The sequence below is a fragment of the Arthrobacter sp. NPDC058288 genome (genome assembly GCF_042880995.1).
In the GTDB taxonomy this organism is placed as follows: Bacteria; Actinomycetota; Actinomycetes; order Actinomycetales; family Micrococcaceae; genus Arthrobacter.
In genome coordinates, this window is the sequence record NZ_JBHVYH010000006.1 from 147161 (window position 1) to 161182 (window position 14022).

Annotated in this window: 14 protein-coding genes; 8 read left to right on the forward strand and 6 right to left on the reverse strand. The window is 66.1% G+C overall.

From position 1 onward, the window contains the following. Positions 1-18: 18 nt before the first annotated feature. Together ACFVWT_RS16180 and ACFVWT_RS16185 are read left to right on the forward strand one after the other, a co-directional pair. Entirely contained in the window at positions 19-1290 is a 1272-nt protein-coding gene (locus tag ACFVWT_RS16180) for a CaiB/BaiF CoA transferase family protein (protein ID WP_390249545.1), read from the forward strand. Next, entirely contained in the window at positions 1290-2207 is a 918-nt protein-coding gene (locus tag ACFVWT_RS16185) for a hydroxymethylglutaryl-CoA lyase (RefSeq protein ID WP_390249547.1), read from the forward strand. The genes ACFVWT_RS16180 and ACFVWT_RS16185 overlap by 1 nt, the downstream gene beginning before the upstream one ends. A 23-nt stretch (positions 2208-2230) precedes the next feature. Here the strand turns inward: ACFVWT_RS16185 and ACFVWT_RS16190 are convergent, their stop codons facing one another. Together ACFVWT_RS16190 and ACFVWT_RS16195 are read right to left on the reverse strand one after the other, a co-directional pair. Then, positions 2231-2509, reverse strand: coding sequence for a hypothetical protein (locus tag ACFVWT_RS16190; protein ID WP_390249549.1), 279 nt, complete (start codon positions 2507-2509; stop codon positions 2231-2233). 178 nt (positions 2510-2687) lie between these two features. After that, positions 2688-4211: an amino acid permease gene (locus ACFVWT_RS16195; RefSeq protein ID WP_390249551.1), complete on the reverse strand. Its 1524-nt coding sequence runs from the start codon at positions 4209-4211 to the stop codon at positions 2688-2690. A gap of 236 nt (positions 4212-4447) precedes the next feature. On the opposite strand from ACFVWT_RS16195, the gene ACFVWT_RS16200 reads away from it, so the two are divergent. Next, a complete protein-coding gene (locus ACFVWT_RS16200) occupies positions 4448-6031 on the forward strand; it encodes a DUF222 domain-containing protein (RefSeq protein ID WP_390249553.1) in 1584 nt (527 codons plus the stop codon). A 112-nt stretch (positions 6032-6143) separates the two neighbouring features. Here the strand turns inward: ACFVWT_RS16200 and ACFVWT_RS16205 are convergent, their stop codons facing one another. Then, positions 6144-6482, reverse strand: a complete 339-nt coding sequence (locus ACFVWT_RS16205; protein WP_390249555.1) for a hypothetical protein — start codon at positions 6480-6482, stop codon at positions 6144-6146. Positions 6483-6699: 217 nt separating this feature from the next. Between ACFVWT_RS16205 and ACFVWT_RS16210 the strand changes: the two genes are divergently transcribed. From ACFVWT_RS16210 to ACFVWT_RS16225, 4 genes are all read left to right on the forward strand, one after another. Beyond that, positions 6700-7551, forward strand: coding sequence for an IclR family transcriptional regulator (locus tag ACFVWT_RS16210; RefSeq protein ID WP_390249557.1), 852 nt, complete (start codon positions 6700-6702; stop codon positions 7549-7551). A gap of 205 nt (positions 7552-7756) precedes the next feature. Continuing rightward, positions 7757-9454 carry a urocanate hydratase gene (gene hutU / locus ACFVWT_RS16215; protein WP_390249559.1) on the forward strand — a complete coding sequence of 566 codons (1698 nt, stop codon included), beginning with the start codon at positions 7757-7759 and terminating at the stop codon, positions 9452-9454. 3 nt (positions 9455-9457) lie between these two features. Then, on the forward strand, positions 9458-11050 hold the full coding sequence (gene hutH / locus ACFVWT_RS16220; protein WP_390249561.1) for a histidine ammonia-lyase: 1593 nt from the start codon (positions 9458-9460) through the stop codon (positions 11048-11050). A gap of 165 nt (positions 11051-11215) precedes the next feature. Beyond that, on the forward strand, positions 11216-11452 hold the full coding sequence (locus tag ACFVWT_RS16225) for a hypothetical protein (RefSeq protein ID WP_390249563.1): 237 nt from the start codon (positions 11216-11218) through the stop codon (positions 11450-11452). A 36-nt stretch (positions 11453-11488) separates the two neighbouring features. On the opposite strand, the gene ACFVWT_RS16230 is transcribed toward ACFVWT_RS16225, so the two are convergent. Together ACFVWT_RS16230 and ACFVWT_RS16235 are read right to left on the reverse strand one after the other, a co-directional pair. Then, on the reverse strand, positions 11489-11725 hold the full coding sequence (locus tag ACFVWT_RS16230) for a hypothetical protein (protein ID WP_390249565.1): 237 nt from the start codon (positions 11723-11725) through the stop codon (positions 11489-11491). 146 nt (positions 11726-11871) lie between these two features. Then, positions 11872-12390, reverse strand: a complete 519-nt coding sequence (locus tag ACFVWT_RS16235; RefSeq protein WP_390249567.1) for a cupin domain-containing protein — start codon at positions 12388-12390, stop codon at positions 11872-11874. A gap of 70 nt (positions 12391-12460) precedes the next feature. On the opposite strand from ACFVWT_RS16235, the gene ACFVWT_RS16240 reads away from it, so the two are divergent. Beyond that, positions 12461-13069 carry a TetR family transcriptional regulator gene (locus ACFVWT_RS16240; RefSeq protein ID WP_390249569.1) on the forward strand — a complete coding sequence of 203 codons (609 nt, stop codon included), beginning with the start codon at positions 12461-12463 and terminating at the stop codon, positions 13067-13069. Positions 13070-13161: 92 nt separating this feature from the next. Here the strand turns inward: ACFVWT_RS16240 and ACFVWT_RS16245 are convergent, their stop codons facing one another. Then, on the reverse strand, positions 13162-14022 hold the full coding sequence (locus ACFVWT_RS16245) for a phosphogluconate dehydrogenase C-terminal domain-containing protein (protein WP_390249571.1): 861 nt from the start codon (positions 14020-14022) through the stop codon (positions 13162-13164).

Genomic DNA, 14022 nt, shown 5'->3' on the forward strand with positions numbered 1-14022 from the left:
CAGAACAGGAGTCCAAAGATGGTGAAGGTTTCCGAGACGCCCCCGCAAGACCACACGTCAACCGCTGTGTCCGTTCCCGATGCGAGGCAGGGGGAAGGGCCTCTGGCCGGGGTGCGAGTCCTGGAGCTGGGATCCCTCATTGCTGGTCCGTTCGCGGGACGACAGCTTGCCGACTTCGGCGCGGAAGTCATCAAGATCGAATCGCCCAACCGTCCGGACCCGATGCGGGAATGGGGCCGGGCGCGCGTGGAGGGCCACACGCTGTGGTGGTCCGTGCAGTCCCGCGGCAAGAAATGCGTCACGCTGGACCTAAAATCCCCTCGCGGACGCGAGCTCTTCCTTGAACTGTGCGAGGAAGCAGACGTCATTCTGGAGAACTTCCGCCCGGGCACGCTGGAAAAACTAGGTCTTTCCCCCGAGGAGCTCTGGCGGGTCAACCCGGGTCTCATCATTGCCCGGGTGTCCGGCTACGGCCAGACGGGGCCTGAAGCGCACAAGCCGGGCTACGCCTCCGTTGCCGAGGCGAGGGGAGGACTGAGGTATCTCAACGGATATCCTGACCAGGCGCCGCCGCGTACCGGCATCTCGCTGGGGGACAGCCTGGCGTCGCTCTATGCGCTGCAGGGAATATTGCTGGCCCTGTACTGGAGGGACGCAAGGGGAGGAACAGGCCAGGTGGTGGACGTGTCCCTTGTGGAAGCATGCTTTTCGCTCCTGGAAAGCGCGGTGCCCGATTACGCGGCATCTGGCGTTGTTCCCGGTCCCAGCGGTTCGGGGTTGAAAGGGATCGCGCCGTCAAACATCTTCCGTTCCGCCGACGGAAAGTGGGTGGTAATCGCCGCGAACCAGGATTCCGTCTTCGTGAGGTTGGTTGCAGCCATGGGACGTTCCGAACTGGCGTCGGACGCACGCTACAGCAACCATTCAGCTCGGGGTGCGCACCAGGAAGAGCTGGAATCACTCATTGCCGAGTGGGCTGCCGGCTTCAACCACGACGAACTCATCTCGGTCCTGGACCGCCACTCCGTGCCTAACAGCCCGGTCAGCAGCATCGAGGACATCTTCGAGGATCCGCAGCTTCGCGCCAGGGGAATGTTGGTAAACGTCCCGGACGAGCAGTTGGGCTCGGTCGTGCAACCCGGAATTATTCCGAAGCTGACGCGCAGCGCGGGGGCGATTGGCTGGAGTGGTCCCCTCACGCCGGGCTCTCACAACCGTGACATTTACGAGGGCCTGCTGGGACTCTCTGACAAGGACCTACAGGACGCCAAAGAAGAGGGAACCATCTGATGAATGACATGCAAGCTTCACGGTCAGTTTCAATCGTGGATGTCAGTCCGCGGGACGGACTCCAGAACGAGAAAGTGCCCGTCAGCACCGACGACAAGCTGCGCCTCATCCGTGACCTGATTTCGCTGGGCGCCAGGAGGATTGAGGCCGTCAGTTTCGTGAACCCCAGGAAAGTACCGCAGATGGCGGATGCCGATGCGGTCATGGCCGGGGTGCCCAGGGATACAGGCGCCAGCTTCATCGGGCTGGTCCTGAATACCCGCGGCGCGGTCCGCGCCGCGGACGCCGGTGTGGACGAGATGAACTATGTGCTGCCGGTGACGGACGCCTTCGCTGCTGCCAACCAGAACACCACCGTCGCCGCCGCCCTCGACGCCTTGGAGGAGGTTTCCGCCATCGCCGCAACGGCTTCGATTCCGCTCACGGTGACGGCGGCCGTCGCATTTGGCTGTCCCTATCAGGGTGACGTGCCCAAGGAACAGACCCTCGCCGTCGTCCGCGGTGCCCTGCAGCGTGGGACGCTGGCCGAGATTGCCCTTGCGGACACGATCGGCTGCGCTGTCCCTTGGCAGGTAGGCGACGTATTCGCCGGGCTGCGCTCTGAGACCGAGGTGCCGCTGCGGGCGCATTTTCACGAGACGCGCCACACGGCGCTGGCCAACACGTACGCCGCAATGGCCGCCGGCGTCGGAGTATTCGACAGTGCGGTAGGGGGCCTGGGCGGCTGTCCTTTTGCGCCAGGTGCCGCAGGAAACATCTCCACCGAAGACCTGGCCTGGATGCTGGAACGCGCAGGGTTCGAGACGTCGATCGATCCGTTGCGGGCAACGGAACTTGGCCGCTGGATCTGCGCCAAGGTGGCAACTGCACCACGCTCCGGGCTGTCCGCTGCGGGCGTGTTCCCTCAGTCGTCCTGACGCTGTCCGTCCTCCTGCGTCGCCTATTCCGGCGTCCTCACCTGGCGGTAGTCGTAGTAGATCACCTCGGGCACCAGGTCGGGGTGGGCATCAGCCGCCGTCCGCAGGCCTAGCGACGAGCCGCGGATAACCGACACCACGCCGAGCCTGCGGCCGTTGAACGGGTCGTCCCCGAGTACGACGTCGCCGATCTTGAACGGCACAGTGGCCGTACGCACTTTCTCCGCAGTGTCGGTGAGCCAGGAGATCAAGCGACGCCTGTCGCGTGGGAGGCGAGGCCGGGAAGCTGGAAGATCCTTCATTGAAACCACTCCTTTGCAGTGCCTCGACCAGCAGAACGTGCAGGCGGTCCGGAAGCTGCAGCAAAGAGTTCAATTATCCGGCCTGCGCCTGTTGTCTAACCTAAAGGCCAAACCCCACGCGTCGCATGCGTAACTCCTACCCCTTCTGTACCGTCCAACACTCGGAATTTTTTATGGACTACTTGCCCGGTTCTGCGAGGCGGGGCGCCGTCTCATCCACCAGCTCGGCCCGCGCGCGGCCATGGCCCCGGACCCACACACGGTAGGCCACCATCAGCAGGCCCAGCCACACGGCACCTACGTAGAGGGCAACCCGGGAATCTTCAAACGCACCCAGGACCGCGATCACCAGGGCCATGAATGCGATGGTCATCACGGAGGCTGCCGGCCACCACGGAGACGGGAATTCCGACGCCGGCAGCCCCTTGCGGGCGATCTCCCGTTTCATGGCCACATGGGAGGCAAGGATCATCACCCACACCCAGACGGTAGCGAACGTGGCGATCGAGGCGATCAGCAAGAACACGTCCTCCGGCATGACGGCGTTCAGGACCACACCCGCCAGCAGGACGACGGTCATCATCACAACCGTCATCCAGGGCACGCCGTGGCGCGAAACCTTGCCGAAGCTGGCGGGCGCATGGCCCTGCCGGGCCAGCCCGAAAAGGATGCGGCCCGCACCGAATATGTCGCTGTTGATGGCCGAGAGCGCGGCGGTGATCACCACCGCGTTGAGGATGTGCGGGGCGGCGGGAATGCCGAGGCCGCTGAAGATCTGGACGAACGGGCTGCCGTTAGTGCCCACTTCGTTCCACGGGAACAGGCTCATGAGTACTGCCAGGGTCAGCACGTAGAACAGCAGCACGCGCACGGGCACGGTGTTGACCGCCTTGGGAATGACCTTCTTGGGGTCGGCCGCTTCACCTGCCGTGACGCCGATGGTCTCGATCCCGCCAAAGGCGAACATCACGACGGCGAACGAGGCCAGGAGTCCTTCGAAGCCGTTGGGGAACAAGCCCCCGTGCTCCACGAGGTTGCCGATCCCCGGAACGACGGTTGCCCCGCCGGCCTGGAAACCGAAGATGATGATGGCTGCACCGCCGGCGATCATGGCGATGATGGCCACGACCTTGATCAGCGAGAACCAGAACTCCAACTCCCCGAACACCTTGACACTGAGCAGGTTCAGGGCCGCCAGGAAGAAGATGACGGCGAGGACCCAGATCCACCTCTCCACGTCCGGGAACCAGAAACCCATGTAAATACTGAAGGCCGTGACGTCCGCGATGGCCACAATCGCCATTTCGAACACGTACGTCCAGCCGGTCACGAACCCGGCGAGCGGGCCAAGGTAGCGGCTGGCGTATTGGCCGAACGAGCCGGAAACGGGGTGCCGCACGGCCATCTCGCCCAGCGCCCGCATCACCATGAACACGGCGGCGCCGCCGATCATGTAGGCCAGGAGGACCGCCGGTCCGGCTTTCTGAATGGCGGAGGCCGAGCCGTAGAACAGGCCCGTGCCGATGGCCGAGCCCAAGGCCATGAAGCGGATGTGGCGGACGTTGAGTCCGCGGTTCAGGACGGCGTCGACGGCGGTTCCTGCAGCGGCGCGGACAGTGCCTCCGGCGGTGTCGGAGGCCGTGGTGGTGTTTTCGGGAGCCGTTTGTTCTGCTGTTTGGGCTGCTGTTGGAGCTTGTTGCATGCGAATACCTTCTCGTCATTGGGAGGGGGATCGCTATCCAGCAGACCATTTCCGCGCCGTACGTGATGAGCCTCACGGGGGTTTGGTGTCTTTCATTTCAGACTGTCCGTTGCTCGTCCGCCTTTTCCCCTCCAGCGCGAACGGACAGTTGCGGCCCCGGTGCCGGTGCGAACGGACGCTTATGGGCCGTTGCTGTGCCATCAAAGAATGTCGGTGCCTCCTGCGATGCTTTGGGTATGGATATCAAGGTGGTCGTGGAGACGACGGAGGCGATCGGGGCTTCCGTCGCTGCGTTGGCTGCCATGTTCCGCCGCGGTACTGACGACGTGGGCTCCGCCAGCGGTGATCCGCTTCGGGACCGGGCGGATGCGTGCCTGGACGGAATGGCTGAGCTCGCCAGGATGGAAGCCGGAATCGCTGCCCTGAAGGTGCACCTCGCCGCCGGATACGCTGAAACAGCCGCAGCCATCGCGCCGCCGCCAGCGTCCCCGCAGGAACACACAGTCCAGGACATGGCCGTAACTGCCGAGGTCGCGTGTGTCCTGACAGTCAGCGAACGCACCGCCGGCGCCCTCCTGGCCGAGGCCCACGCCCTGACCACTGCCTTGCCGCTGACGCTGTCCGCGCTGCAGGCCGGAAGTATTTCCTGGCAGCACGCCAGAGTCATGGTGGACGAAGCCGCCAATCTCGACCGGGCTGGAGCCGCTGGTTTGGAGGCACATTTCCTGGACGCCGACGCGCCAAACCCCGCCCGCGGGTGCCCGGCCGGGGACCTCGTCCCGTCCCGTTTCCGCGCCAAGGCCCGCACCTGGCGGGAGCGCCACCACCCGGTCAGCATCGAAGAACGCCACACCAAGAGCGCCAGGGACCGGCGGGTCGAGTACCTCCCGGACCGGGACGGCATGGCCTGGCTCTCCGCGTACCTTCCCGCCGACACCGCCGCCGCGATCTGGGACCGAACCACCAGTGCCGCCCGGGCCCTCCAAGGAGCAGGCGAGGCCAGGACCCTTACCCAACTCCGCGCCGACGTCGCAGCCACTTGGCTTCTCACTGCAGGTCGCGAAACTGAAGGCAGCACAGTGGCTGGAGAGGTGCCTTCCCCTGCAGCGCAGGTACTCATTACCGTTCCGGTGCTCTCGCTGCTGGGCTTGAGCGAGGAGGCTGCCATGCTGGACGGGTACGGGCCGGTCCCGCCGTCCATGGGGCGAGCCCTTGTCGCCGAGGGGGCTTCGTCGTTCCTGAGGGTGCTGACTGACCCTCGGAATGGTGCGCCGTTGGAGATCGGACGGACCAGCTACCGCATCCCCCAAACGTTGCGGCAGTGGCTCCGGCTGAGGGACGGGAAATGTCCGTTCCCCGGCTGTAACAACCAGTCGCTGGACAATGACGCGGACCACCTCCTCGCCTGGGCTCGCGGCGGGACCACAGGGATCAGCAATCTCGGCCAACCGTGCCGCAAACACCACCGCCTCAAACACACTACCGGGTGGGCACCCTCCGACGCCGGGACCCATGAACCGCCGGGCTGGACTTCACCCACAGGCCGCCATTACGCCAGCGAACAACCCGACTGGGAGCCACCCCGCTTGCCAAGTGAGACCGTTGCCCTGGCTAACAGCCCGGAGCCGGGCGCGCCCGAGGAGTTCGACAACAGTCCGGGCCACCCCTTCCCCGCATATCCTGGGCCGGATAGTGACCGTGACTTGCCGGTAGACTACGACCCATTGCCCGATCTCGAACCGGCAGACTATCCACATGCCGAAGACCCGTTCGTGGAATGGGAGCTCTTTCTGTCCTCAGAGAGCTACTCGGTCCGCTAATGAGGCCGCGGACGTCAGCGCGGCGGCACCCGGCCCGGCGGTTGGCCCCGGCCACCAGGCCGATTTTCCCTGCCGGTGGTTTGGTCAAGGCCGCGTGCTTACCGCCTTGTTCCTAGCCTTGTTGCTGCGTGCTCAGCACGATGATGGCGGCGTTGATTCCGAGTCCGATGAGCCACCACTTGTTGAAGGTCAGTAAGAGCAGTGCCGCCGAGATTGCTGCTCCCGAAACAGTGACTGGGACCCACCAGGGTGAGTTTCCGATGAGCCCCACGCCGCCCGCGGCCAGGACAACAGTGGCGGCAACAGCCAGCACCACCGCAAGGCGCCTGACGTTCCCGGCAATGGGGGAGTGCCCGACGTCGAAAGGTGCTTTCGGGTCTGGCTTGGGTAGCCAGATAGCGAGATGGACCAGTCCGTGGGCGATCAGGAACAGCCCGGCAATCCACTGCATGGCGCCCTCCCGCAACAGTCCGTGACCTCCATCCAAGCACCGGACGGGTGGCACGGCATAGGGCCGGAAGCCCCGGCCGCTCACCCGCAGGGAGAATGTCTGGTATCCCGGACATCGGTGTGGTTCGATGGCATCGCCGGGCGTCCCGGCGTGGAGGACGCTTAAGTACGGGATACCGGACACCTGCAGGTGTCCGGCTGCGAACGATGGAGGACACATGGCGGACAACGAGTCGCCCCCGCAGGCAGCGCCAAAAGCGGCGTCCAAGCCGGTGTCAAAACCGGCGACAAAGGTGACATCGAAAGTCCCGGCGGCGGAAAATACCTTGCGCATCCTCAAACTGCTGGCCTCCAAGCGCGGCCCCATGGCGGCGTCGAACATTGCCACCGCGCTGGGCCTGCCGCGATCGAGCGTCTACCACCTGCTCGGCGTCATGGAGGCCAACGGCTTCGTGATGCACCTGCATGAGGAGCAACGGTACGGACTGGGCATCAGCGCCTTCGAACTCAGTTCCGCGTATTCGCGGCAGGAGCCGCTGTCCCGGATCGGCCGGCCGATGCTCGCCTCCCTGGTGGACGTCATCGGCGAAAGCGCGCACTTGGCGGTGCTCCACGGCCGCGACGTGCTGTACATCGTGGAGGAGCGCGCCAAAAACCGGCCATCGCTGGTGACCGACGTCGGCGTCCGGCTGCCCAGCCACCTCACGGCCAGCGGCCGCGCCATCCTTGCCGCGCTGCCCAAGTCGCAGGTCCGCGCGCTGTATCCGAACGCGGCTGCCTTCACCGCCCGGCACGAGGTGGAGGGCGCCATCATGAAGTACTCGGCGCTGTCCTCGCACCTGGACCAGGTCCGGCAGCGGGGCTATGCCACCGAACACGGTGAGGTGACCCCCGGATTCGGCTCGATTGCCGCCGCGGTGACGGACCACGTGGGATGGCCGACGGCGGCGGTCGCCGTGACCTTCCTCGAAGACAAACTCCCGGCGGACCAGTGGCCGGCCCTCGCAGCCCGCGTCCGAAAGGTGGCGGACGAGCTCTCGGTCCGCATCCACGGCCGCCCCGCGGGCTAGTCCGCACCGCAGCCCAACTAGCTCGCAGTTAACGTCGCCAAAAGCGCTTTTCGCGACGTTAACTGCCAGCCAGTTGGGCACGGGGAGCGCGTCTGGAATCCCGGACAGCACCCTTCCGAAAGCCCTGTTTCCGCACCCGCGGACAGGCTTTAGTTGATACAGAACCTCTTCCCGCGAACCACCCGAAACAACGAAGGAGCCCCCCATGGCACCCGCCGATTTCACCACCGGTGCCCGCCCGGTCAAAGCAGCCCGCGGCACCGAGCTCACCGCCAAGAGCTGGCAGACGGAAGCCCCGCTGCGCATGCTCATGAACAACCTCGACCCCGAGGTCGCCGAGCGCCCCGACGACCTCGTGGTCTACGGCGGCACCGGCCGCGCCGTCCGGTCATGGGCCGCGTTTGACGCCATCACCCGCACCCTGGAGACCATGGAGAAAGACGAGACCCTCCTGGTTCAGTCCGGCAAGCCGGTCGGCGTCTTCCGCACCAATGAGTGGGCGCCGCGCGTGCTGCTGGCCAACTCCAACCTCGTCGGCGACTGGGCGAACTGGCCCGAATTCCGCCGGCTCGAGGCCGAGGGCCTGATGATGTACGGCCAGATGACGGCCGGGTCCTGGATCTACATCGGCACGCAGGGCATCCTGCAGGGCACCTTCGAAACCTTCGCCGCCATCGCCCGCAAACTCACCGGGGACGAGAACGGCACCCTCGCCGGCACCCTGACCCTCACCGGCGGCTGCGGCGGCATGGGCGGCGCCCAGCCGCTCGCCGTCACCCTGAACGACGGCGCCTGCCTGATCGTCGACGTCGACGAAACCCGCCTGCGCCGACGCGCCGGCAAGCGCTACCTCGACGAGGTGGAGACCGACCTCGACGCCGCCATCGCCAAGGTGCTCAAGGCCAAGGAAGAGCGCCGCGGCTGGTCCGTCGGCTACGTCGGCAACGCCGCCGAGGTCTTCCCGGAGATCCTGCGGCGCCACAACGCCGGCGAGCTCACCGTGGACATCGTTACGGACCAGACCTCCGCGCACGATCCGCTGAGCTACCTGCCCGAAGGCATCACGGTGGAGGAATGGCACACCGAGGCCGCCGCGGACCCGGAAGGCTTCACCAAGAAGGCCCAGGCTTCGATGGCCAGGCACGTGCAGGCCATGGTGGAGTTCCAGGATGCCGGCGCCGAGGTGTTCGACTACGGCAACTCCATCCGCGACGAGGCCCGCAAGGGCGGCTACAACCGCGCCTTCGAGTTCCCCGGCTTCGTCCCGGCCTACATCCGCCCGCTGTTCTGCGAGGGCCTCGGCCCGTTCCGCTGGGTGGCGCTCTCCGGCGACCCGGAGGACATCCGTGTCACGGATGAGGCCATCAAGGAACTGTTCCCGGAGAACAAGCACCTGCACCGCTGGATCGACGCCGCCCAGGAGCGGGTCGAGTTCGAGGGCCTGCCGGCCCGCATCTGCTGGCTGGGCTACGGCGAACGCGCCAAGGCCGGCCTGCTGTTCAACCAGCTCGTCAAGGAAGGCAAGGTCAAGGCCCCCATCGTGATCGGCCGCGACCACCTCGACTCCGGCTCCGTCGCCTCCCCGTACCGCGAAACCGAAGCAATGCAGGATGGCTCGGACGCCATCGCCGACTGGCCGCTGCTCAACGCCCTGCTCAACACCGCCTCCGGCGCCACCTGGGTCTCCATCCACCACGGCGGCGGCGTAGGCATCGGCCGCTCCATCCACGCCGGCCAGGTCTCCGTCGCCGACGGCACCGACCTCGCCGCGGAAAAGCTCGCGCGTCTCCTCACCAACGACCCCGGCATGGGCGTCATCCGCCACGCCGACGCCGGCTACGACCGCGCCGTCGAGGTCGCCAAGGAACGCGGCGTCCGCATCCCCATGAACGAAGGCAAGTAACAAATGACTCTCACGACCCACGAACCACTCACCGTCACCCTCGGCTCCAGCGGCGTCACCCCCGAGGACGTCGTCGCCGTCGCCCGCCACGACGCGCGGGTGACCATCTCCCAGGAAGCGCTGGACACGGTCGCCAAGGTGCGGGCCCACATCGACGACCTCGCCCACAGTGAGGTCCCGGCCTATGGCATCTCCACCGGCTTCGGGGCGCTGGCCAACCGGCACATCCCCAATGAGTTGCGCACTCAGCTGCAGAAGTCGCTGATCCGCAGCCACGCCGCCGGCATGGGCCCGGCCGTGGAACGCGAGGTGGTCCGCGGCATCATGTTCCTGCGCGCCAAGACCCTCGCCTCCGGCCGCACCGGCGTCCGCCCCGTGGTGCTGCAGACCATGGTGGACGTCCTCAACGCCGGCATCACGCCGGTGGTCCGCGAATTCGGCTCGCTCGGCTGCTCCGGCGACCTCGCCCCGCTGTCCCACTGCGCCCTGGTCCTCATGGGCGAAGGCGAGGCGACCGGCCCGGACGGCGAGCTGTACGGCGGCAAAGGCGCAAGGCCTGTTGCTGAGCTGCTCGCCGAACACGGAATCGAACCCGTCACGCTCGCCGAGAAGGAAGGGCTGGCGCTGGTCAACGGGACCGAGGGCATGCTGGGCATGCTGCTGATGGCCATCGCGGACATCCGCCAGCTGCTCACGACGGCGGACATCACCGCCGCGCTCAGCGTCGAGGCGCTGCTCGGCACCGACCAGGTGTTCCTGCCCGAGCTGCATGCAGCCCTCCGGCCGCACCCGGGCCAGGCCGCAAGCGCGGACAACATGCTCCGGGTCCTGTCCAACTCTCCGATCGTCGCCTCGCACCGGATCAACGACACCAAGGTCCAGGACGCCTACTCGCTGCGCTGCGCACCCCAGGTTGCCGGCGCCGTCCGCGACACCGTGGACCACGCAGCCCTGGTCGCCTCCCGCGAACTCGCCGCGGCCATCGATAATCCCGTGGTCCTGCCCGACGGCCGCGTCAGCTCCAACGGCAATTTCCACGGCGCCCCGGTGGCTTACGTTTTGGATTTCCTGGCAATCACCGTGGCGGATTTGAGTTCCATTGCCGAACGCCGCACCGACCGCATGCTGGACCCGGCCCGTTCACACGGTCTGCCGGCCTTCCTGGCTGCGGACCCTGGCGTCGATTCCGGCCTGATGATCGCCCAGTACACGCAGGCCGGCCTGGTCTCGGACAATAAGCGGCTGGCCGTTCCGGCGTCGGTGGACTCGATCCCCAGCTCGGCGATGCAGGAAGACCATGTGTCCATGGGCTGGCACGCGGCCCGGAAACTGCGCAAGGCCGTGGAGAACCTTCGCCGCGTCCTGGCGATCGAGCTGGTCACGTCGGCACGGGCCATCGATATGCGGACCCAGCTGTCCGGGGGCGAGCTGACTCCTGGGCCGGCCGGCGCGGCCGTGATCTCGGCGCTGCGAGGCGTCGTGGACGGCCCGGGAACGGACAGGTTCTTGTCGCCGGAACTGGAGGCCGCAGACCGGCTCGTCGCCTCGGGCGAGGTGCGCGCGGCGGCCGAATCCGCCGTCGGAATTCTGGCCTAAAAGTGAATATAGTGCATGGAAAATGACAATTTCCCGGTGCCCCCGAAATACTGCGCGACACAACAGGCGGGGGCCCGGGAATTGTAGTAGAACTAAAGACGTAGTGATGAAGCCCACACCAATGATGTTGTGGCAAAAGAACATATACAAAGGGGTAGAAGTTCAATGAAAGCACGGGGGACGGTTCTGTCCAGGCGGGCGGCATTTGCTGCCACGGTTTCCGACTGGAGAATCCTCAAGGCAGGCGAGCGGGTCGAAATCCTCAAGCATGCGCATGTGGTGGCCGCAGGTGAAATCGAGGAAATTTCCGTGAGTGGAAACGTGCTGTGGCTGGTGCCTTCGGGCCCCTTGGATACCCAGCTCTTTATGAAGTCCGACGGCGTCCAGGTCCGCAGGACCTAAGCCGCGGACCTGGTCCGCCGAACGTGAGCCGCGGTGTTAGGCGGCGATGTCTTCGTAGGTCTCACCGAAGGGGACGGACTCGTCCAGGGCCACGGTGAACGCGCCCGGCTCGTGGCGGGTGACGCGGATGCCGCAGTTGCCGTCCTCGACGGCAGCTTCGATGAGTTCCTTGACGGCGCTGTCCAGGCCGTCGTGGACCTCTTCGACGGTGGAAAAGGTCAGGCGGATAGACCGCGCGTTGGTGGTCTGGGTTTCAAGCATGGCTGAGCTCATTGCAGGACTTTCTCTAAACTATGCGCCGGTTGGCCACAGTCCATTCTACCGGCGATGTCAAAATACGTAGGATGTCTGGCATTTGGCCCTCCGGGTTTCTGGTTCGCCGAAGTCCGGAGGGCGGCCTGTCCTAAGCCCTTCCGCCCTCAGCGGGAGCCGAAGGGAGGCGGCCCCAGGAGTACGATCCCGGCGTTCCTGCGCGCGGAGTCCTGCACCTTGCCGAAATCCACGGCGCCGCCTCCGGCCCCGGCGTCCAATGGCGTGCTCGCGTCCCAGTAGAAAGCCTGGCAGCATCCCGGTGTATGCAAACAAAGCATCCTGGCATGCGGTGACGTCACCATGAAAGCGTGGGGGACACCTCGGGGCGCGACCATCAAGCCGCCCTCGCCGACCCGGTGTTCCTTTCCATCCATGTGCACCAGGATCTCGCCTTCCAGGATGAACATGGTTTCGTCCGAATCGGGATGTGTGTGCAGTGGCGTCATCTTGCCGCCGGACATCTGGTCCTCGAACATCATGAAGGCCCCGCCGGTCTCCTCGGCCTTGGCTTTCCAGGTATGGACTCCACCGCCGAAGAACCAGCGCCGTTCGCCCTCCTCCTGTCCCCGGATGATGGGGTTGATGGCTGCCGGGTTGGTGACCGCGGGACTGCTGGTTGCGTCCATGGGACTCTCTCTTCACTGAGAAACTTATGGGACTAATGTCCCATAACAAGACTGGAGTACCATAAGGTTCATGTCAACCCCTTATCAGGCTGGCGGGCGAACGGGCCAGAAGCAACGGACGTTCGACGCGCTGGTGGCAGCGGCCCGGGAGGCAGTGGCTGCGGGCCTCACTCCTACGGTGGATGACGCCGCTGCTGCCGCCGGCGTCGCCCGGAGCACTGCCTACCGGTATTTTCCGGGCCAGCGTGAGCTGCTGGCCGCCGCGCATCCCGAAACCGCACGGACGTCCCTCCTGCCGCCGGACGCCCCGGACGATCCCGCCGCCCGGCTGGACGCCGTCGTGCTTGAGTTCACGCAACTGATCGTCCGGACCGAGGCGCAACAGCGCACCATGCTGCGGCTCTCACTTGAAGAGGCCAAAGAGGAGTCGCCGCTGCCGCTGCGGCAGGGCCGGGCCATCGCCTGGATCGAGGAATCCCTGCACCCGCTTCGGAGCAGCTGGTCGCCGGCGGCCATGCGGGCACTTGCGCTGACCATCCGCAGCGCGATCGGCATCGAGGCCCTGGTCTGGCTTACGGATATCGGCGGACTCACGCGGGAGCAGGCGGTGGCCTCCATGAGGTGGTCCGCGCAGGCACTGCTGCGCCAGGCGGTTACTTCCGGGCCGCCTCCGCACTGACCCTCCCGCCCGGGTGGTGACCCAACGAACTGTCCCCGCCCCGCCGGCGGCGGTGCGGGGACAGCTGTCCGCTACTGGCAGCGGGGATCCGCTTAGCGCCTTACGGCGTCCAGCTTCAGCATCTTGGCGATGACGCCGTCAAGCTCGGAGTCGTCGAAGATCTTCTTCCAGTCGTCCTTGATGATGGTGTCCTTGCCGTACTGGATGGCGATTTCGCAGGCCTCGGAGAACGGGTTGGAGCCACGGAGGGCGTTGGTCAGGGCGATCTGAACGTGACCGAACAGCATGGCCTTGGCGGCTTCCTCCGGCACGCCGGCGGTGTGCACGGTCTCGTGCAGCGCCTCGTTGAGAAGGGTGCCGATCATGCAGGCCACGGTTTCCACGAGGGTGGGCTCGAGGATGGCGAGCTGTTTCACGGTGACCCAGTGAACGTCGATGACGGGCGCGTAGATGGTGCGGATGACGGCCTCGGCCGAGTCGCGGGTCGCTGCCGGTGCGTCCTCGTCGATCGCGGCAACCACGTTCTGCGGGGCCCCCTCGCCGCCGAAGGTGTCGGCCCACTCTTCCTTGGTGGTGCGCTCCAGGAACACGGACGGGTGGCAGGGGTGGGCAACGGCCTGGACCACGTCGTCGCGCTTGGCCAGCAGCCCGGCGTAGGCGGCGGCGGGGTCCAGGGTGAGCAGGATCGCGCCGGCCTTCATCTGGGGGACCACGCCTTCGGATACGACGCCCAGGACGGTGTCCGGGACGGCGAGGATCACGACGTCGGCGCCCTTGACGGCGTCGTCGGTGGAGGTGATCTCACGGCCTTCGGCGCGGACCCGCTCCTGGCCTGCGGGGGAGTTCTCGCTGTAGAAAACGGTGTGGGCGCTCTTCTGGAGGTTCCGGGAAACGCGCATTCCCATTTTCCCACCGGCTCCGATGACGGCGACGGTCAATTGTTCTGCTGACAT

What these genes read in the sequence shown, in the direction of transcription:
- ACFVWT_RS16180 (WP_390249545.1), top strand. Translation starts at nt 19, where the DNA reads ATGGTGAAGGTTTCCGAGACGCCCCCGCAAGACCACACGTCAACCGCT.
- ACFVWT_RS16185 (WP_390249547.1), top strand. Translation starts at nt 1,290, where the DNA reads ATGAATGACATGCAAGCTTCACGGTCAGTTTCAATCGTGGATGTCAGT.
- ACFVWT_RS16190 (WP_390249549.1), bottom strand. Translation starts at nt 2,509, where the DNA reads ATGAAGGATCTTCCAGCTTCCCGGCCTCGCCTCCCACGCGACAGGCGT.
- ACFVWT_RS16195 (WP_390249551.1), bottom strand. Translation starts at nt 4,211, where the DNA reads ATGCAACAAGCTCCAACAGCAGCCCAAACAGCAGAACAAACGGCTCCC.
- ACFVWT_RS16200 (WP_390249553.1), top strand. Translation starts at nt 4,448, where the DNA reads ATGGATATCAAGGTGGTCGTGGAGACGACGGAGGCGATCGGGGCTTCC.
- ACFVWT_RS16205 (WP_390249555.1), bottom strand. Translation starts at nt 6,482, where the DNA reads ATGCAGTGGATTGCCGGGCTGTTCCTGATCGCCCACGGACTGGTCCAT.
- ACFVWT_RS16210 (WP_390249557.1), top strand. Translation starts at nt 6,700, where the DNA reads ATGGCGGACAACGAGTCGCCCCCGCAGGCAGCGCCAAAAGCGGCGTCC.
- hutU (WP_390249559.1), top strand. Translation starts at nt 7,757, where the DNA reads ATGGCACCCGCCGATTTCACCACCGGTGCCCGCCCGGTCAAAGCAGCC.
- hutH (WP_390249561.1), top strand. Translation starts at nt 9,458, where the DNA reads ATGACTCTCACGACCCACGAACCACTCACCGTCACCCTCGGCTCCAGC.
- ACFVWT_RS16225 (WP_390249563.1), top strand. Translation starts at nt 11,216, where the DNA reads ATGAAAGCACGGGGGACGGTTCTGTCCAGGCGGGCGGCATTTGCTGCC.
- ACFVWT_RS16230 (WP_390249565.1), bottom strand. Translation starts at nt 11,725, where the DNA reads ATGAGCTCAGCCATGCTTGAAACCCAGACCACCAACGCGCGGTCTATC.
- ACFVWT_RS16235 (WP_390249567.1), bottom strand. Translation starts at nt 12,390, where the DNA reads ATGGACGCAACCAGCAGTCCCGCGGTCACCAACCCGGCAGCCATCAAC.
- ACFVWT_RS16240 (WP_390249569.1), top strand. Translation starts at nt 12,461, where the DNA reads ATGTCAACCCCTTATCAGGCTGGCGGGCGAACGGGCCAGAAGCAACGG.
- ACFVWT_RS16245 (WP_390249571.1), bottom strand. Translation starts at nt 14,022, where the DNA reads ATGTCAGCAGAACAATTGACCGTCGCCGTCATCGGAGCCGGTGGGAAA.